This window comes from Pleomorphomonas diazotrophica, assembly GCF_002844595.1.
In the GTDB taxonomy this organism is placed as follows: Bacteria; Pseudomonadota; Alphaproteobacteria; order Rhizobiales; family Pleomorphomonadaceae; genus Pleomorphomonas; species Pleomorphomonas diazotrophica.
Genome location: NZ_PJNW01000011.1, coordinates 263407 through 281220, shown reverse-complemented (window position 1 = coordinate 281220; position 17814 = coordinate 263407). Strand labels below are relative to the sequence as shown.

The 17814-nt window shown below is 65.9% G+C and carries 16 protein-coding genes; 5 read left to right on the top strand and 11 right to left on the bottom strand.

The features are described from left to right. Positions 1–117: 117 nt before the first annotated feature. Genes CXZ10_RS14720 through CXZ10_RS14710 form a run of 3 tightly spaced genes read left to right on the top strand, consistent with a single transcriptional unit; the run spans position 118 to position 2322 of the window. A complete protein-coding gene (locus tag CXZ10_RS14720; protein WP_101290089.1) occupies positions 118–1239 on the top strand; it encodes a divergent polysaccharide deacetylase family protein in 1122 nt (373 codons plus the stop codon). A 7-nt stretch (positions 1240–1246) separates the two neighbouring features. Further along, positions 1247–1753 carry an RNA pyrophosphohydrolase gene (locus CXZ10_RS14715; RefSeq protein ID WP_101290088.1) on the top strand — a complete coding sequence of 169 codons (507 nt, stop codon included), beginning with the start codon at positions 1247–1249 and terminating at the stop codon, positions 1751–1753. Continuing rightward, a complete protein-coding gene (locus CXZ10_RS14710) occupies positions 1750–2322 on the top strand; it encodes an RNA pyrophosphohydrolase (protein ID WP_244617171.1) in 573 nt (190 codons plus the stop codon). The genes CXZ10_RS14715 and CXZ10_RS14710 overlap by 4 nt, the downstream gene beginning before the upstream one ends. A gap of 2 nt (positions 2323–2324) precedes the next feature. Here CXZ10_RS14710 and holA read toward each other — a convergent pair whose 3' ends face one another. From holA to CXZ10_RS14660, 10 genes are all read right to left on the bottom strand, one after another. Then, positions 2325–3368 carry a DNA polymerase III subunit delta gene (gene holA, locus CXZ10_RS14705; protein ID WP_101290087.1) on the bottom strand — a complete coding sequence of 348 codons (1044 nt, stop codon included), beginning with the start codon at positions 3366–3368 and terminating at the stop codon, positions 2325–2327. A 4-nt stretch (positions 3369–3372) separates the two neighbouring features. Further along, positions 3373–3906, bottom strand: a complete 534-nt coding sequence (gene lptE, locus CXZ10_RS14700) for an LPS assembly lipoprotein LptE (RefSeq protein WP_101290086.1) — start codon at positions 3904–3906, stop codon at positions 3373–3375. Further along, complete coding sequence (gene leuS / locus CXZ10_RS14695; protein ID WP_101290085.1) at positions 3893–6511, bottom strand: leucine--tRNA ligase; 2619 nt, start codon at positions 6509–6511, stop codon at positions 3893–3895. The genes lptE and leuS overlap by 14 nt, the downstream gene beginning before the upstream one ends. Before the next feature lie 179 nt (positions 6512–6690). Next, a complete protein-coding gene (locus tag CXZ10_RS14690) occupies positions 6691–7533 on the bottom strand; it encodes an NmrA family NAD(P)-binding protein (protein ID WP_180336004.1) in 843 nt (280 codons plus the stop codon). A gap of 58 nt (positions 7534–7591) precedes the next feature. Continuing rightward, positions 7592–8101 (bottom strand): 2-thiouracil desulfurase family protein, encoded by a 510-nt coding sequence (locus CXZ10_RS14685; RefSeq protein WP_244617170.1) that lies wholly within the window; start codon positions 8099–8101, stop codon positions 7592–7594. A gap of 77 nt (positions 8102–8178) precedes the next feature. Further along, a complete protein-coding gene (locus CXZ10_RS14680; RefSeq protein ID WP_244617169.1) occupies positions 8179–11016 on the bottom strand; it encodes a DNA translocase FtsK in 2838 nt (945 codons plus the stop codon). Positions 11017–11024: 8 nt separating this feature from the next. Next, on the bottom strand, positions 11025–12212 hold the full coding sequence (locus CXZ10_RS14675; protein ID WP_101290082.1) for an aminotransferase class I/II-fold pyridoxal phosphate-dependent enzyme: 1188 nt from the start codon (positions 12210–12212) through the stop codon (positions 11025–11027). Positions 12213–12333: 121 nt separating this feature from the next. Continuing rightward, entirely contained in the window at positions 12334–12672 is a 339-nt protein-coding gene (locus tag CXZ10_RS14670; protein ID WP_101290081.1) for a P-II family nitrogen regulator, read from the bottom strand. Positions 12673–12912: 240 nt separating this feature from the next. Then, complete coding sequence (locus CXZ10_RS14665; protein WP_101290080.1) at positions 12913–14259, bottom strand: ammonium transporter; 1347 nt, start codon at positions 14257–14259, stop codon at positions 12913–12915. A 105-nt stretch (positions 14260–14364) separates the two neighbouring features. Further along, positions 14365–14703: a P-II family nitrogen regulator gene (locus CXZ10_RS14660; protein ID WP_101290079.1), complete on the bottom strand. Its 339-nt coding sequence runs from the start codon at positions 14701–14703 to the stop codon at positions 14365–14367. A gap of 402 nt (positions 14704–15105) precedes the next feature. Here CXZ10_RS14660 and CXZ10_RS14655 point away from each other — a divergent pair, with 402 nt between their 5' ends. Beyond that, positions 15106–16335 carry an FAD-dependent monooxygenase gene (locus CXZ10_RS14655; RefSeq protein WP_101290078.1) on the top strand — a complete coding sequence of 410 codons (1230 nt, stop codon included), beginning with the start codon at positions 15106–15108 and terminating at the stop codon, positions 16333–16335. A gap of 11 nt (positions 16336–16346) precedes the next feature. Here CXZ10_RS14655 and CXZ10_RS14650 read toward each other — a convergent pair whose 3' ends face one another. Continuing rightward, a complete protein-coding gene (locus CXZ10_RS14650; RefSeq protein ID WP_101290077.1) occupies positions 16347–16898 on the bottom strand; it encodes a L,D-transpeptidase family protein in 552 nt (183 codons plus the stop codon). Between the two features lie 175 nt (positions 16899–17073). On the opposite strand from CXZ10_RS14650, the gene CXZ10_RS14645 reads away from it, so the two are divergent. Next, positions 17074–17757, top strand: a complete 684-nt coding sequence (locus CXZ10_RS14645; protein WP_101290076.1) for a response regulator transcription factor — start codon at positions 17074–17076, stop codon at positions 17755–17757. Positions 17758–17814 lie beyond the last annotated feature (57 nt).

Genomic DNA, 17814 nt, shown 5'->3' with positions numbered 1-17814 from the left:
CCGGGCCGGAGTCATCTCCGGCCCGTCGTGTTTTGGCGGCATACCGCGTCGACGTGGATTGAACTAAGCTCCGAAGAACCGAATCAGGGCGGTCGCCCGTAGCCGGACTCACGCGCCATGAACGACCTCACCAATCCTCTCGGCTTCGGCGGCACCAGCGGCCGGAAGTTTCGCGTGCCGGTGGGCGCCATCGCCGCCGTTGTCACGGCGTGCCTCTTCGCCGGACTCGCCGTATGGCTGATGGTGGTGAACGATCCCTTCGGCGGCGAGCCCTATGCCCGCGCCAAGATCGAAACGTCGGAAACCGGATATGCTCGCGCCGACATCGCCACCGTGGGCGTGAAATCCGGCACCGGAGAACTGCTACCGCCACCGTCCGAGATCAAACCCGAGGCCGGGGTGACGGTCGAAGGCCCTTCGAACACCGAAGTTGCCGTGGCTCTGCCCGTCGAGGCGGACGCCGCTCTCATCGAGACCTCCCCCTTCGGTCCGTTGCCGCGCGTCGCCGCCGACGGCCGGCGGCCAGCCGACGTCTACGCCCGCCCGGTGCCGGGATTCGTCGGCGCGTCTCCAAAGATCGCCATCGTGGTCGGCGATCTCGGCCTCAGCCAGACGGGAACGCAGGAAGCGCTCGCCACGCTGCCGCCGGAGGTGACGCTGGCCTTTGCTCCCTATGGCGCCAGTCTCGATCGCTGGACGGCCAAGGCTCGCCAGGACGGTCACGAGCTCCTGCTGCAAGTGCCGCTCGAACCTTTCGACTACCCCGACAACGACCCCGGCGAAAACACGCTGCTTGTCGCCAAGGACGTGCGCCAGAACATCGAGAACCTGCACCGTGTGATGGGCCGCCTCACCACCTATGTCGGCGTGGTCAACTACATGGGCGCCCGCTTCACGTCCGAGCCTGCCGCCCTCGACCCGGTGATGCAGGAAATCGCCTTGCGCGGACTGCTCTATCTCGATGACGGCAGTTCGCCGCGCAGCGTGGCGGAACAGTCGGCCGGCAAATCCAAGACCACATTCGCCAGGGCCGATCTCGTCATCGACGCGGTGCCAACGCCCGGCGAGATAACCGGCCGCCTCGCCCAGCTCGAGCAGATCGCCCGAACGCGCGGCCTTGCCGTCGGCGTCGCCAGCGCCCGGCCGGCAACGCTGAAGGCGCTTTCCGGCTGGACCAGCGGCCTTGACGGCCGTGGCATCACGCTGGTGCCGATCACCGCCGTGCCCCAGCAGAACTGAGACAAGCATGACCTCCCGAGCCGACCTACCCTATCGTCCCTGCGCCGGTGCCGTGTTGATCAACCGTGCCGGCCTCGTCTTCGTCGGCCATCGCGCCGACCTCGAAGGCACACCGGACGCGGCCCCCTGGCAGATGCCGCAAGGCGGCATCGACAACGGCGAAAGCCCGCTCGACGCCGCCCGCCGCGAACTGTGGGAGGAAACCTCGGTGCGTTCGGTCGAACTCCTGGGTGAGGCGCCCGAATGGTATCGCTACGACGTGCCCGACGATCTCGCCACTGGCCGCTTCCAGCGAAAGTGGCGTGGTCAGACCCAGAAGTGGTTCGCTTTCCGCTTCCTGGGGACCGATGACGAGATCAACATTCTGAGGCCGGGCGGCGGCAGCCATCCGGCAGAGTTCTCGCGCTGGGACTGGAAGCCGTTGTCGGAAGTACCGAGCCTCGTCGTGGCCTTCAAGAGGCCGATCTACGAGCAGGTCGCCGCTGCCTTCGCCGATCTGGCGGTGCCGGCGTGACGGCGCGTCTTCCGGCTGCCGTCGCACCTCCTGACCCGGCGGAACGCGACCCCCTTCTGCCTGATCTTCCCTACCGGCCGAATGTCGGCATTTGCCTGTTCAACGCGGAGGGACTGGTGTTTGCCGGCAGGGCCTATGCCAATCCCTTCGGCTGGCCGGACCCGGAAATCTTCGCCGAGGGTGCCGACTGGGCATTGCCGCAGGGCGGCATCGACGCCAATGAGGACATCGTCACGGCGGCACGACGCGAACTCTGGGAGGAAACCGGTGTCACGAGCGCCGCGCTGATTGCCGTTACCCAGGAATGGTGGAGCTATGATTTTCCGGTGCGCGGCGCCAGGATCCACAAGCTCCATCCCTTTCGCGGCCAGCGCCAGCGCTGGGTGGCCTTCCGCTTCACCGGCGAGGAGAGCGAGATCACGGTGGCCGCGACCCACACGGAGGAGCCGCCGGAGTTTCTTGAATGGCGCTGGCGACCGCTTGCCGAGCTGCCGTCTGTCGCGCCGTTGCATCGGCGACAGCAATACGCGCGCGTTGTGAGTGCCTTTGAGGACGTCGGCCCGGCTTGAGCCTATCGCCGCCGCCGGCCGGCCGCCTGATCGGCGGCACGGGCGAGCGTCAGAAGTGTTTCTCCGACGATGTCGGCTGAAAGTGCCGGGTTGAGGCGGGCATCGCGCGCCGCATCGCCGAGCACGACGATCGCCCGCGCAAGCCGCGCCGGCGGCCATAGGCCAAGCGCCGCCTCAACCCTGCCTTTGCGCTTGAAGAACACCGGCGGCCGGGCGCCGTTGACTGCATCGCCGGGAGAGACGCCGCCATCGACGGCGGCACGCAACTCGTCGAGCAGCATGAAGTGTCGAAGCGCCGCGCCGGCGATCTGGCCGGCATCGACCCCCTCGGCCCGTGCCTTGGCCAGCCCTTCGACCAGTTCGGTCAAGGCGCCGCCGGCGGCAGCGTCGATCACCTCGTCGACGGCAAAGGTGGAGCTGTCGCCGATGAGCGTCTCGACATCGGCAAGCGTGATAGTCCCCGTGCCATGGGCATGCAGACAGAGCTTCTGGATCTCGCCGCGCGTCATAAGCCGGTCGCCACCCAGCAGCGACACGAGAAGCGCCCGCGCCTCCGCTGCGATGGAAAGGCCGGCGGCCCGCACCTCCTCATCGACCAACGCGCCGATCGACCGTTCGTCGTCGGCAAAGCAGGGAATGGCGTAAGCCCGGCTTTCCTGCTCGAACAGCACCCTGAGCGGGCTGGATTTCTTGAGGTCCCCCGCCTCGACGACGATCGCCGTGTCGGTCGGCGGCTGCTTGAACAGCGCCCGGAACCGCCCGGCGAGATCGGAGCGACCGCCGTCGCGCACCAGAATGGCCCGCCGGCTCGAAAACATCGATACGGCATAGGCCTCGTCGGCGAGACGCGTCGGATTGGCCGTGAGATCCGACGCCTCGATGCGCACCAGCGCGAAGGGGTCGCCTGGGTCCGCGAAGGCGGCGGCAATGGCTTTCGCCCGCTCGGACACAAGGCCGGTATCCGGCCCGTAGACCAGATAGAAGGCCACATCCTGCGGCGGCCGCGCGACGAGGCGATCGGCCTCCTGGGCGCGCGCCGCCACCATCGCCTCAGCCCTTGCCGATCAATGCAGAGGAGAGACGCAAGCGAATGTCGGCCGCCGCAGCCCGCGCCGCCCGATCCTCGGCATCCTGCTGGGCTCTGACATTGGCATAGCGCTGCGAACTGACGTCGAACGACGACGTGGTGTAGACGTTGTCCGAGGTGACCACGCGGCCGGTAGCGATCTCGGTCAGCGTGTAGGTGGCGGTGAGCGATACCAACTTGGCCACCGGAATATCCTCACGGGCGCGAATGGCGAGATCCGAGACGCGTATCGTCAGGATGAGATCCAGGCGATACTTCGGCGCGACCAGCGCACCGCCGCCACGGAGCTGGAAGATCAGCTCGTTCATCAGAGCCTGTCCCAGACGATCGGTCTGCGCCTCGACGGCGATCGAGGCAAGCTCGGTGGCCATCGCCGGGCTGGCGCCCATGGCCGCCGAACCGGTCGGTGCATAAACCGGGCGGACCTGGCAGGCCGCAACAAGACCGGCAACCGCGAGCAGCAGAGCACCGCGGCGAAGGATATCAGACGACCACATTGACGATCCTCTGGGCGACGACGATGACCTTCTTCGGGCTCTTGCCGTCGAGCGCCTTGATCACGGCTTCGAGCTTCAAAACCTCGGCTTCCACTTGGGCGGGCGAAGCGGTGCGCGCCACCGTAACATCGGCGCGCTTCTTGCCGTTGACCTGCACCGGCATGGTCACCTCGTCCTCGACGAGCAGGGCACGATCGACCGCCGGCCAATCAGCCAGCGCCACCAGGCCGTCGTGACCGAGCGCCGCCCAGCTTTCTTCGGCGAGATGCGGCGTCATCGGCGCCATCATGCGGACGAGCAGGCCAGTCGCCTCGGCCAGCGCGGCGGCGGCGGCGCCGTCGGCGGCCAGCAATGGCTTGTCGTTGGTGAGCGCGCCGGCCAACGTGTTGACCAGTTCATAGATCTTGGCGAGCGCCACGTTGAAGCGCAGGCCCTCGATATTCTCCTCGACAGCGGCCAGAGCCTTGTGCGCCGCCTTGCGCAGCGAGAGGGCCAGCTTGTCGCCACCCTCGGCGCGACCGGCGGTCGGCACCAGCTCGGATGCCTCCGACACGATGCGCCAGACGCGCTGCAGGAAACGGGCGGTTCCCTGGGCGCCCGCCTCGGTCCACTCGACGTCGCGCTCCGGCGGGCTGTCGGACAGCATGAACCAGCGAGCGGTGTCGGCGCCGAAGCTGTCGATGATGTCGGTCGGGTCGACGGTGTTCTTCTTCGACTTCGACATCTTCTCGATCGGGCCGATCTTGACCGGCGCACCGGAGGAGAGCAGCCGAGCCTTGCGGGCACCGGCCTCCTCGATGACCTCGACATCGGCCGGTGACACCCATTCGCCGTCCGCCGACTGGTAGGTCTCGTGCACCACCATGCCCTGGGTGAACAGGCCCCGGAACGGTTCGTCAAAGCCGACGTGGCCACATTTCTTCATCGCCCGGGTGAAGAAGCGCGAATAGAGCAGGTGCAGAATGGCGTGCTCGATGCCGCCGATATACTGGTCGACCGGCAACCAGGCGTTGGCCACCTCCGGCACGGTCGGCATCTGGGCGCGCGGCTCGGTGAACCGGGTATAGTACCAGGACGAGTCCACAAAGGTGTCCATGGTGTCGGTTTCGCGACGTGCCGGCTTGCCGCACTCCGGACAGACGCACTTGGTGAACGTCGGATGGCGATCGAGCGGATTGCCGGGACGGTCGAACTCGACGTCCTCGGGAAGTCGCACCGGCAGGTCCTTGGCCGGCACCGGCACCACGCCGCAGGCTTCGCAATGAATGACCGGGATCGGGCAGCCCCAGTAGCGCTGGCGCGAAATGCCCCAGTCGCGCAGGCGGTAATTCACCTGCCGCTTGGCCGCCGGCGCGCCATGAAGCGTCGTCGCCTCAAGCTTGCTCGCCACCAGGTCCTTGGCCGCATCGACGTCCATGCCGTCGAGGAAGTCGGAGTTGAACAGCTTTCCGTCGTCGGTATAGGCGACGTCGCCCACCACGAAGGCGGCGGGGTCGGCGCCCTCGGGCAGCACCACCGGCGTGACGGTGAGGTTGTACTTCCGGGCGAAATCAAGGTCGCGCTGATCATGCGCCGGGCAGCCGAAAATGGCGCCGGTGCCATAGTCCATCAGAACGAAGTTGGCGATGTAGACCGGATAGGTCCTTCCGTTGAAGGGATGCTTCACCGAAAGGCCCGTTGCGAGACCCTTCTTCTCGGCCGTCTCCAGCGCAGCTGCAGACGTGCCGATACGCCGGCACTCCTCGCAGAAGGCCGCAATCGCCGGGTCCTTTTCGGCCAGCGCCTTGGCCACCGGATGATCGGCGGACAGCGCCAGGAAGCTCATGCCGTAGAGCGTATCCGGCCGGGTGGTGAACACCTCGATGGTCGGCTCGCCGCCCACCGCCGCGCCATCCAGCTCGAACCGGACGCGCAGGCCTTCCGACCGGCCGATCCAGTTTTTCTGCATGGTCCGGACCTTTTCAGGCCAGCGGTCGAGCGTATCGAGGGCGGACAGCAGTTCATCCGAATAGTCGGAAATCTTGAGGAACCACTGCGTCAGCTCGCGCTGCTCAACCAGCGCGCCGGAGCGCCAGCCACGTCCATCGATCACCTGCTCGTTGGCGAGCACGGTCATGTCGACGGGGTCCCAATTGACCTTGGACTTCTTGCGGTCGACGAGGCCCGCCTTCATGAAGTCGACGAACAGCTTCTGCTGCTGGGTGTAATAGTCCTCGTCGCAGGTTGCGAACTCGCGGCTCCAGTCGAGCGACAGGCCCATGCTCTTCAGCTGGCCGCGCATGGTGGCGATGTTCTCGTAGGTCCAGGTCTTGGGATGGACGTGGCCCTTCATCGCCGCATTTTCGGCTGGCATGCCGAAGGCGTCCCAGCCCATGGGATGCAGGACATTGAAGCCCTTGGCGCGCTTGTACCGGGCGACAACGTCGCCCATGGTGTAGTTGCGCACGTGCCCCATGTGGATGCGGCCGGACGGATAGGGAAACATCTCGAGGACATAATACTTCGGACGCGGATCGTCGTTCTTCGTCTCGAATACCTTGGCCTCGGTCCAGGCCCTCTGCCAGCGCGTTTCCGCTTCGCGCGCATTATATCGCTCGGTCGCCATCGTCTCGTCTTCTGCTCTGATCCACGCCTGTCGCGGGTCGGCGGCGCAAGGGCGCACGGCCGCGCGAAAAACTCACGGCATGACCATCATCAGAAACGGTCCCTAGGGTCAATGCTTTGGAACACCGAGGCCGGCGTTTTCCGTCCGACCGCGGCAGGTGGGCGAAACTGACCTCGCCGTCAGGCGCCGACGAAATCGGTCGCGTGGTCCTTGGCGAAGGTTTCAAAGAATCGCGGCGGACGGCCGGTCATCTTCTCGATGGCCGGGCTGACGATCGATGCCTTGCCGTCGCGGATGGTATCAAACTCGGCAATCCGTTCGGCGATCAGCTTTTCCGACAGACCGTCGGCGGCGAGGCGCGCCTCGTAGTCGGCAACTGCGATTGGCCGGAAAATAACCGGCCGCCCCGTCACATGGCTCATCACCTCGGCGGCGCGCGACAAGGGTAGCGCGGCGGGGCCGGTGAGAACCAGCGTCTGGCCGTCGAAGTCGGACGTGGTCAGCGCGGTAGCCGCCGCTGCCGCTACATCGCGACCGTCGATGAAACTGATAAGCCCCTCGTCGGTCGGCAACGCCAGCTCGCCCTTGCGAACGGCATCCTTCCAGATGGTGCGGAAGTTGTCGGCGAACCAGTTGGCCCGGAGAATGACGAAAGGCAGGCCGGAGTTTTCCAAGACCAGCTCTAGACGGCGGTAGGGATTGTCCTCGGAGACGTCAGCGGCGATGGTGGATAGCAGAACTGCCTTCACCTTGCGGTCGACCACGTGTCGCATCACCGGCATCAGGGCGGCGATGACATCGAGCGGCGCCGACGGCATTAGGACAAAAACGCGATTCACCCCCTCGAACAAGGGCGCGATGCTGACGGGGTCGCGATAGTCGAACCGCAGAACCTCGGCATCCGGATGCGCCTGCCCTTCCAAAGCGGCCGCCTTCACGGTTTCGCCTTTGGCGACCAGTTCGGAAACGACCAACTGACCGATGGTACCGGTGGCGCCGAGAACGAGGATGCTGTTTGCCATGGGGGTCTCCGTCGGGAAGTCCGTTCCGGCCGGACGGCCGGCGCAAGAGACAACGCCCTCACCCCGCGTCCGGTTCCCTCCTCGTGCCGGTCTCCACCGCCTCAGCAAGACGATCGATTTCGTGGTCGGCATAAACGCCGATGCCGTGCGCGGCGAGCAGCGTGGCCGTGACGCCGGCTCCGGCCATCCGCCGACCCGAGAAAGTACCGTCATAGATGTTGAAACTGCCGCAGGACGGGCTGCGATCGATGAGAAGCGCAAAATTGCAGCCGTTTCGCCGGGCGAGATCGAGCGCCACCTCGGCACCGGCGACGAAGGCTGCCGTCATGTCCTCTCCGGCCGCGGTCACGACACGTGCGCGCCCGGCCAGCACGTCGGCGCCGATGCCTCCGGCGATCTCTGCAGCGGGTCGCGGCACCGGAAGCTCTCCCATGAGTTCGGGACAGATGGGCACCAACCGCCCCTCGGCCTGCCAGCGCTCGAGGCGCGGGTCGGCGAGTCGCCTGCCGGTACCATCGTAGCGGACCGGCCGGCCAAGCAGACAGGCAGAAATCAGAATACGGTCCATCGGCACCACCGCTGACATGGAAAGGGCGCCTTCCCGGAGAGGAAGACGCCCTGTTGTCTCGTTATGGAGGACCGACGTCAATCTTCGTCGGTGCGCATCAGGATCTCACGCTTGCCCGCGTGGTTGGGTGGGCCGACCAGCCCTTCCTTTTCCATCCGCTCGATGAGCGACGCGGCGCGGTTGTAACCGATGCCGAGACGGCGCTGGATGTAGCTGGTGGTGGCGCGCTTGTCGCGCAGCACCAGCGCCACCGCCTGATCGTAGAGGTCGGCGTTTTCATCGACCGGGGCAAGGTCGCCGCCGCCACTTTCTTCCTCGTCGTCGGCCGTGATGGCGTCGAGATAGTCGGGCGTTCCCTGCGTCTTGAGGTGAGCGACGATCGCCTCGACTTCGCCGTCGGAGACGAACGGGCCGTGGACGCGCTGGATGCGGCCGCCGCCCTGCATGTAGAGCATGTCGCCCTGACCGAGGAGCTGTTCGGCGCCCTGTTCGCCGAGGATGGTGCGGCTGTCGATCTTTGACGTTACCTGGAAGGAAATGCGCGTCGGGAAGTTGGCCTTGATGGTGCCGGTGATGACATCCACGGACGGGCGTTGCGTCGCCATGATGACGTGAATGCCGGCGGCGCGCGCCATCTGGGCGAGACGCTGCACCGCGCCTTCAATTTCCTTGCCGGCCACCATCATCAGGTCGGCCATCTCGTCGATGATTACAACGATGAACGGCAGCGGCTTGAGCTCCATCTCCTCGGTCTCGAAGATCGGCTCGCCGGTTTCCTTGTCGAAGCCGGTCTGAACGGTGCGGTTGATGCTCTCGCCGCGCTCGATCGCCTGCGCCACGCGGGCGTTGAAGCCCTCGATATTGCGCACGCCGACCTTGGACATCTTCTTGTAACGGTCCTCCATCTCCCGGACCGTCCACTTCAGGGCCACCACCGCCTTGCGCGGATCGGTGACCACCGGCGTCAGGAGATGCGGGATGCCGTCGTAGACCGACAGTTCGAGCATCTTCGGGTCGATCATGATCAGCCGGCATTCCTCCGGCGTCATCCGGTAAAGGAGGCTGAGGATCATGGTGTTGATCGACACCGACTTGCCCGAACCGGTGGTACCGGCGACCAGCATGTGCGGCGTGCGGGCAAGATCGATGATCACCGGTTCGCCGCCGATGGTCTTGCCGAGCGCCAGCGCCAGGCGACCCTTGAACTTCTCGAAATCCTGGCTGGCGATCAGCTCGCGCAGATAGACCATCTCGCGCCGCTGATTGGGCAGCTCGATGCCGATGGCGTTCTTGCCTGGAATGACGGCGACGCGGGCGGCGACCGCACTCATCGAGCGGGCGATGTCGTCGGCGAGGCCGATGACGCGGGACGACTTGATGCCGGGTGCCGGCTCCAGTTCGTAGAGCGTCACCACAGGCCCGGGCCGAACGTTGAAGATCTCGCCCTTGATGCCGAAGTCCTCCAGCACGCCCTCCAGCAGGCCGGCATTCTGCTCCAGGCTATCGGGCGTATACTGGACACCGTTGCCACCCTTGGGTTCGGCCAGGAGATCCATGGCCGGGAACTCGTAACGGCTCTCATCGAGCAGGGAGAGCTGCGTGCCACCCTTGGCCCGCTTGCCGGGCTGCATCGGTGGCGCCGGCGCCTTGACGCGGGCAGCCGGCTTTTCCTGCTGGGCGGCAGGCTTGCCGATGCGAGAAGCGGGGCCACGAAGCGGGGCGGGACGCGCCTCGTAGGTACGCGGCGCCGGCGCTACCGCGACCGGCTCCGGCGGCGCGATCAGCTCCGTTTCGTCATAATCGGACAGCCGATCGTCCAGGGCGAAGGGCGGCGCATCATCGTCATCGTCCTCGTCGAACACGGGCTCCGCGGGAGCGGCGCGCGGCCGTTCCGTCGACTGGAAGGACGGCTCGACGCGCGCGCCTCGCCGTTCGGCCGCCGGTGCCTCGTATTCGTCCTCGTCTTCGTCGTCATCGGCGGGCGACACCACGGGCCGTGGCCTTGCGGCAAGCGTCGGTTCCGCCCGGCGGGCGACGGGCGGCTCATAGTCGTCCTCTTCGTCATCATACTCCTCGCCCGGATAGGCAAAGGCCGGACGACGGAACAGGCGACGGGTCAGGCCGGCGCGCAGCGTCAGCCACCAGTGGCCGACAACGCCAGCCAGCGCGCCGAGCCGGCTTTCGCGCCCTTCCTCATCCTCGTCATCCTCATCGTAGTCATCGACGACAGCCGCCGGAGCACCGATGCGGTGGCCGGGCACGCCCGAGGCATAGATCATGGCGGCGAGGGCCAGCGGCCCGGTCAAGATCAGCACAATGAGACGCAGCGTATCCGTGAGGACGCCGTTGTTGAAGGCGGCCGGGAGCTGCAGCATGAGGTCGCCAATGGCGCCGCCGAGCCCGGTCGGCAGCGGCCAGCCGGTGGTTGGCGGCAGCGCCCCCATGAAGGCGGCACCGATCAGCGTGCCGATCAGCCAGCCGATCAGCCGGTTGCGCGCCACATGCGGGATGCGGCCGATGGTCAGCTGCCAACCCCAGATCACCACCGGCGCCAGGAACAGCGCGGCATTGAGGCCGATAAGTTGCATGATCAGGTCGGCGATCACCGCGCCGGCCGATCCCATGACGTTGCGGGTTGGTCCGTCGGCAATATGGCTCCAGCTCGGATCGTCCACCGACCAGGTGGCAAGCGCCGCCGACAGCGCCGCGACGCCGGCGATCAGCAGCAAGCCAGAGGCGCCGGCGATGTTGCGCAGCATGGCCTGTCGCAACCGATCCTCGCGGGTCGGCGCCGCGTGGCGCATCCGCTTGTCGAGTTCCTTGAGATTGGCGGCACGGCGAGCGTTGACCGGGCGCGGCTCATAGGGACCGTCGAGCCGGTTGCCGGCGTCGCGAAGGCGGGGGCTGGTCCTCATTTCTGCTCTCATGACAGAACCTCCGAGAGACGGCTCAGCGCCTCGCGACTCGTCTCCAGGCTTTCGACCATGGCGATACGGATGAAATCACGGCCCGGATTGATGCCATCGGACCCGGTCGCCGACAGGTAACCGCCCGGCACCACCTTGACGCCCATTTCTCTCCAGAGCCGCTGCGCCACCTGCTCGCCATCACCCCAGCGGCCCACGTCGAGCCACAGGAAGAAACCGCCCGGGGGCACGAGGTCCGGAAACCGATCGCCCAGGATCTCCTTGGCGACGGCGTACTTCAAATCATAGAGGCGCCGGTTTTCGACGACATGTGCCTCATCGGCCAGGGCAGCGACGGCCACCGCCTGGATCGGCATCGGCACCTGAGGCGCCGTGACGTTGCGCAGCGCCGCCCAGGCCTTCAAAAAGGCTGGGTCGCCGATGGCAAAGCCGCAGCGGGCGCCAGCGAGGTTGGAGCGCTTGGACAGCGAGTTGAAGGCGACGACGCCGGCAAGCTTGCCTCGCGCGGCCGACAGCACGCCATCAGGTGCCCGGCCACGCCAGATTTCCGAGTAGCACTCGTCGGAAAACAGGAAGAAGCCATACTCGCGAGCCAGTTCGATCAGGCCTTCCAACTGTGCGAGGTGGGCTACCGCTCCTTGCGGATTGGCGGGGCTGGCATGGAAGGCAGCCACCGTTCGGGCGAGGAGTTCGTTCGGCAGCCGGTCGAAACGCGGCAGAAAGCCATCCTCACGATGGGCGGCAACCAGTACGGGCTCGGCACCGGCTGCCTCGGCCGCGGCGGCGTAGACCGCATAAAACGGATTGGGCAGCAGAATGGCCGGACGCGACCCCTTGCTTTCGCCCGCAAGACGAGCGGCGGTAAGCGTTGCGTGGAACAGGCCTTCGCGCGAACCGTTGAGCGGCAATACGCCGTCGTCGCGGTCGATCGTGCCGGCGGCGAGCCCGAACCGCCGCTCCGCCCACCCGGCGACGGCATCGCGAAACGCCGGCGTGCCCTTGATCGGCGGATAGCGAACAAAATCGGCCAATGCGGCCGAAAGCACCGGCCCGACGAACCCCGGCACCGGATGGCGCGGCTCGCCCACTGACACGTCGATCGGTGGGCGGCCAGGCTCGACGCCGGCGATCAGCCGACCTAGGCGCTGAAAGGGAGACAGGGGAAGCGGCACGCGGGACGACATGAACACCAGGCTCGGGCAACGGGTGATTCGGCCCGCCGCTCAGGAGCAGCCGGACCTTTCTGCTGCCCGCCACTCTAGGCATCCATGGTTAAACGCTCTTTAACCCTACGCCGCCGTTGCCTCAGAGTGCCTCCTCGTCCTGCTCGCCGGTACGGATGCGCAAGGCATGCTCGATGGCGTAGACGAAGATCTTGCCGTCGCCGATCTGACCCGTCTTCGCGGCGGACGCGATGGTTTCCACCACCTTTTCCGCTTCGATGGACGGCACGGCCACCTCGATCTTCAGCTTGGGCAGAAAGCTGACGGCATATTCGGCACCGCGATAGATTTCAGTGTGGCCTTTCTGGCGGCCGTAGCCCTTGACTTCCGTGACCGTCAGGCCGTGGACGCCGAGGGAGGTCAGCGCATCTCGAACCTCGTCGAGCTTGAAGGGCTTGATGATGGCCGTCACGATCTTCATGGAGCACCTCTTTTCGGTCTGTTTCGAGATTGCGTGGCGGCGGACCGCCTCCGGTCGATGCGACGACCATAGCGTCATGGACGCGAGCGCCAAGAGGGAAATAGGGCGAAAGCTGTCCCGCACGCGAAGTTCTGCGGTCATTGCGCCCAAAGGATGAGGTCGTTCAAGGGACTAACCAACGCCAACGGGCGGACTCCTCTCGGAATCCGCCCGCCGCCTGTCGTTGAGAAAGGACGAGACTTAGTTGTAGGCGCGCTCGCCGTGGGTGGTGACGTCGAGGCCTTCGCGCTCGGCCGTCTCGGTAACGCGCAGACCGATGATCGCCTTGACGATGGTGAGAGCGATCACCGACACGATGCCCGACACCAGGATGCAGACGATGACGGAGACGATCTGGGCCGTGACCTGCGGCGCGAAGCCGACATAGTCGGCCTTGAGACCGCCCAGCGCCGGATTGGCGAACACGCCGGTCAGGATGGAGCCGACGATGCCGCCGACACCATGCACGCCGAACACGTCGAGCGCATCGTCGTAACCGAACTTCGACTTGACCCAGGTGGCCGCCCAGAAGCAGATCGCGCCGGCGGCGAGACCGATGATCACGGCACCGAACGGACCGGCGGTGCCGCAGGCCGGGGTGATGGCGACGAGACCGGCAACCACGCCCGAGGCGCCGCCCAGGAGCGAGGCGTGACCGCGGGTCAGCCACTCGGCAAACGGCCAGGCGATGGCAGCGGCGGCGGTGGCGACGATGGTGTTGACCAGGGCATAGCCGGCGATGCCGTCAGCCGCCAGCTCGGAGCCGGCGTTGAAGCCGAACCAACCGACCCACAGCAGCATGGCGCCGATATAGGTCAGCACCAGGTTATGCGGGGCGAAGTTGTCGCGGCCGAGGCCGATGCGCTTGCCGCCCATGATGGCAATGACCAGACCGGCGATACCGGCGTTGATATGCACCACGGTGCCACCGGCGAAGTCGAGCGCGCCCCAGGTGGCGCCGAGGTAGGAACCGGCGCCGCCCCAGACCATGTGGGCCATCGGCAGATAGGCGAAGGTGAACCACAGGACCAGGAAGAAGATCACCGCCGAGAACTTAACGCGCTCGGCCGAGGCGCCGATGATCAGCGCCGGCGTGATGCAGGCGAAGGTCATCTGGAAGGCGACGAAGACGATCTCCGGAATGGAACCCGACAGGGAGGCGGGAGTGATGCCGGCCAGCATCACCTTGTCGAGCGTGCCGATGAACGGCGACAGCGCAGTCGCCTCGCCCGGCATGGTGAAGGCGATCGAATAGCCGTAGGTGATCCACAGAATGGCCATGACGGCAAAGCCGATGAGGCACTGCATCAGGATCGACAGCACGTTCTTGGAACGCACGAGACCGCCATAGAACAGCGCCAGTGCCGGCACCGTCATCATGATGACCAGCACGGTGGAAATCAGCATCCAGGCGGTATGGCCGGGATCGGCGGTGGGCGCCGGAGCGGCGGCCTCGACGGCCGGTGCGACGGCGTCCTGGGCGAAAGCCGCGGCGGCCGAGAGCGCCAGGACCGGCGCGGCCGCGAGAAGTGGCTTGAGATACTTCATCGAAATCCTCTTGGATCGGTTATCGACTGTCCGTCCGGCCCCTGCCCGGTGATTGGCGAGAACGTGGACGGCAATACCTGGAAACCTGACGGCTTCCCGAATGGGTCAGAGCGCCTCGCCGTCGGTCTCGCCGGTGCGGATGCGTACGGCGTGTTCGATGGAGGTGACGAAAATCTTGCCGTCGCCGATCTGGCCGGTCTTGGCGGCCGTCGAGATGGCCTCGACCACCTTGTCGACCTGGTCGGTGGCGACAGCCACCTCGACCTTCAGCTTGGGCAGGAAGCTGACGGCGTATTCGGCGCCGCGGTAGATTTCGGTATGGCCCTTCTGGCGGCCATAGCCCTTGACTTCCGTCACCGTGAGCCCGTGCACGCCAAGAGCGTTGAGCGCGTCGCGCACCTCGTCCAGCTTGAAAGGCTTGATAATGGCCATGACGATTTTCATGGGGTTCCTTCCATCGATTGGTTCCCGGATCAAACGCGCACCCCCGCGATGCGCCCCGTCGCGGAACTCGATGCCGTCAATAGAATCAATCTTTGTGCCAAGCCGACCGTGGATGCGGCACAATCTGCTTTATCTTAACCAAATGCCTTGTTTTCGCCGATTTTGATGGCGGTCGCGGCTTCTCGGATGACCATTTCCCTTGCAAAAAGTCGAATGTGCTCATCTTGAAATCAGAGCGCCGGCTCATTGATGCCTATTCTATGGGCAGTATTTGCCCGTATGGAGCGCCGTCTGTCGCCATTCGCTCAATGAGCGCCCAGAAAGGCGTCACACACATCCTTGGCCGTTATCCGCAATCCCACTATGTTGAAGGCTGCGCCCGTGATCGGAAGGGAAGATGAGATGACCGAGCCTGTTGAAAGGGTAGATGTGCTGATCGCCGGCGGCGGCTACGTCGGCCTTTCCGCAGCCCTCGCCATCGCCGCCTCGGTGCCGGGCGCTCGCGTGGCGCTTGCCGATCCTCGACCCTGGCGCGAAGCATCGGGCGATCTCCGAGCCTTCGCCGTGGCTGCGGCTGGCCGGCGCATGCTCTCAGCCCTCGGTGTCTGGAGCGGCCTCGCCGACGAGGCCGAGCCGGTCCGCGAGATGATCGTCACGGATTCCCGCCTCGACGATCTGATCCGGCCGGTGTTCCTGACCTTCGAGCGACAGGAGGAGGGTGAGCCACTTGCCCACATGCTGCCGAACGGACCTCTGGTCTCCGCGCTTGGCGCTGCGGCCGAGACGGCCGGCGTCCGCTTCTTGACGCCGGACAGCGTGTTGGCCACCGAACAAACTCCGGGCGGCCGTCGCGTGCGGTTCACGTCCGGCAAAACCATCATCGCTTCGCTGGTGGTGGCCGCTGACGGTGCCCGTTCGCGCCTCAGGGCCGAAGCCGGTATCGGCACCAACTCCTGGAGTTATGGGCAGTCGGGCATCGTCGCCACCGTCGAGCACCACCGGCCACACGAGGGACGCGCCGAGGAGCACTTCCTGCCGGCTGGCCCCTTCGCCGTGCTTCCACTCAAGGGCGGCCACAAGTCCTCCCTGGTCTGGAGCGAACGAAGCGACATTGCCGACCGGCTGGTTGCCGGTGCGCCTTTCTTGTTCGAGGCCGAACTCGTCCGCCGCATCGGTCACCATCTAGGAGACGTGCGCGTCATCGGGCGGCGTCAGGCCTTCCCGCTCGGACTGACGCTGGCCCGTCGCTTTACCGCCGACCGGCTGGCCCTGATCGGCGACGCTGCTCATGCCATCCACCCGATCGCCGGCCAGGGTCTCAATCTCGGCTTCAAGGATGCCGCCGCGCTGGCCGAGGTGGTGGCCCTCGCCCTGCGGGCCGGCCGCGATCCCGGCGCCGCCGACGTTCTCGACGAGTATCAGCGCTGGCGCGGGTTCGATACCTTGCGCATGGCCGCCATGACCGACGGTCTGAACCGGCTGTTCTCAAACGACCTCGGCCCGTTGCGCCTGATCCGGGACTTCGGTCTAGGTCTGGTCGACCGGTTGCCGCCGATCAAGCGCGTCTTCGCCGATGCCGCCGCTGGCGCACCGGGCGCTTTGCCCCGCCTCGTCGTCGGCGAACCCATCTGACGCGGAAGACCTCAGCCGAAAACGATGACGGTCCGCTCGGACAATCGCGGCAATAACTTCAGCATGTCGGCGCGATCGAGCGCCAGACACCCGGCCGTCGGCCGAAAATCAGCATGTGCAAGATGGAAGAAGATGGCGCTGCCACCGCCCCGGACGCGCGGCCGGAGGTTGAAGTCGAGGATAAGGACGACATCGTAGACACGATCCTCGCGCCACATCGCCTCATGGCTCCGGGGATATGGGCGCCGGACCGGCCGGTTATAGTTGCGGTCGGCAGGCTCGTCGCACCAGCCGTCATCGGGCCGGAGTGGGCGAAGTGGAAAGCCAGCGCGCGGCCGAACCCCGAAACGGTCCGCCCGATAGAAACCACCGACGATGCGAAAGCTGCCGCGCGGGCTCGCCCCGTCGCCTTCCCGTTTCAACGCCGTCAAACCCGATCGACCGATGACCGCAGCGGTGTCCACGCCGGCACCGACAAGCCGCCCGAGCGTTACCCGGGGCGATCTCACGCGAACGTGAAGACGCGTGAGCGCCGCCCCCTTCGGTTTCAACTTGCCGTGCATATTTTCCGCCTTGCTTGACAGACGGTCGCGAAGGACCGACAGACGGTATAATTTTGTGAAGTATCCGGTCCGCCGTGATAATCTGGCAGAGATCGGATGAATCGCCAAGCCGGCGCAATGCACCCCGAAGACGAGGGGCCTCTTCCTGGCAGCGATCATCTTTGACGGGGATGACATGACCGCTCGAAAAATTCTGATCGTCGACGACGACCCTGACCTCCGTGAGGCACTGGTCGAGCAGCTGTCGCTGTTCGACGAGTTCGAGCCGCTCGAGGCGGAGACTGCCACCAAGGGCATGCAGCTCGCCCGTACGGCGCATGTCGATCTCGTACTGATGGACGTCGGCCTGCCCGACATGGACGGCCGAGAGGCGGTTAAGATCCTCAGGAAAGGCGGGTTCGCTGCGCCGGTGATCATGCTCACCGGCCACGACACGGACAGCGACCAGATTCTCGGCCTTGAAGCCGGCGCCAACGACTATGTCGCCAAGCCGTTCAAGTTCGCCGTTCTGCTCGCTCGCGTGCGCGCTCAACTTCGCCAGCACGAGCAGTCGGAAGAGGCGGTGTTCACCATCGGCCCCTACACCTTCCGCCCCTCTGCCAAGCTCTTGGTCGACGCCAAGGGTGGCAAGATCCGCCTCACGGAGAAGGAAACGTCAATTCTGAAGTTCCTTTACCGGGCCGGCGACAAGGTGATCACCCGCGACGTGCTGCTTCATGAAGTCTGGGGCTACAACGCGGGCATCACCACCCACACCCTTGAGACCCACATTTACCGGCTGCGCCAGAAGATCGAGAAAGACCCGGCCAACGCCCAGTTGCTCGTGACCGAAGGCGGCGGCTACAAGCTGGTGCCCTGAACCCTCAACGCCCTTCGGGGTGGAAAACCCGGCCGGCACCGGCAGGCCGGGGATTGG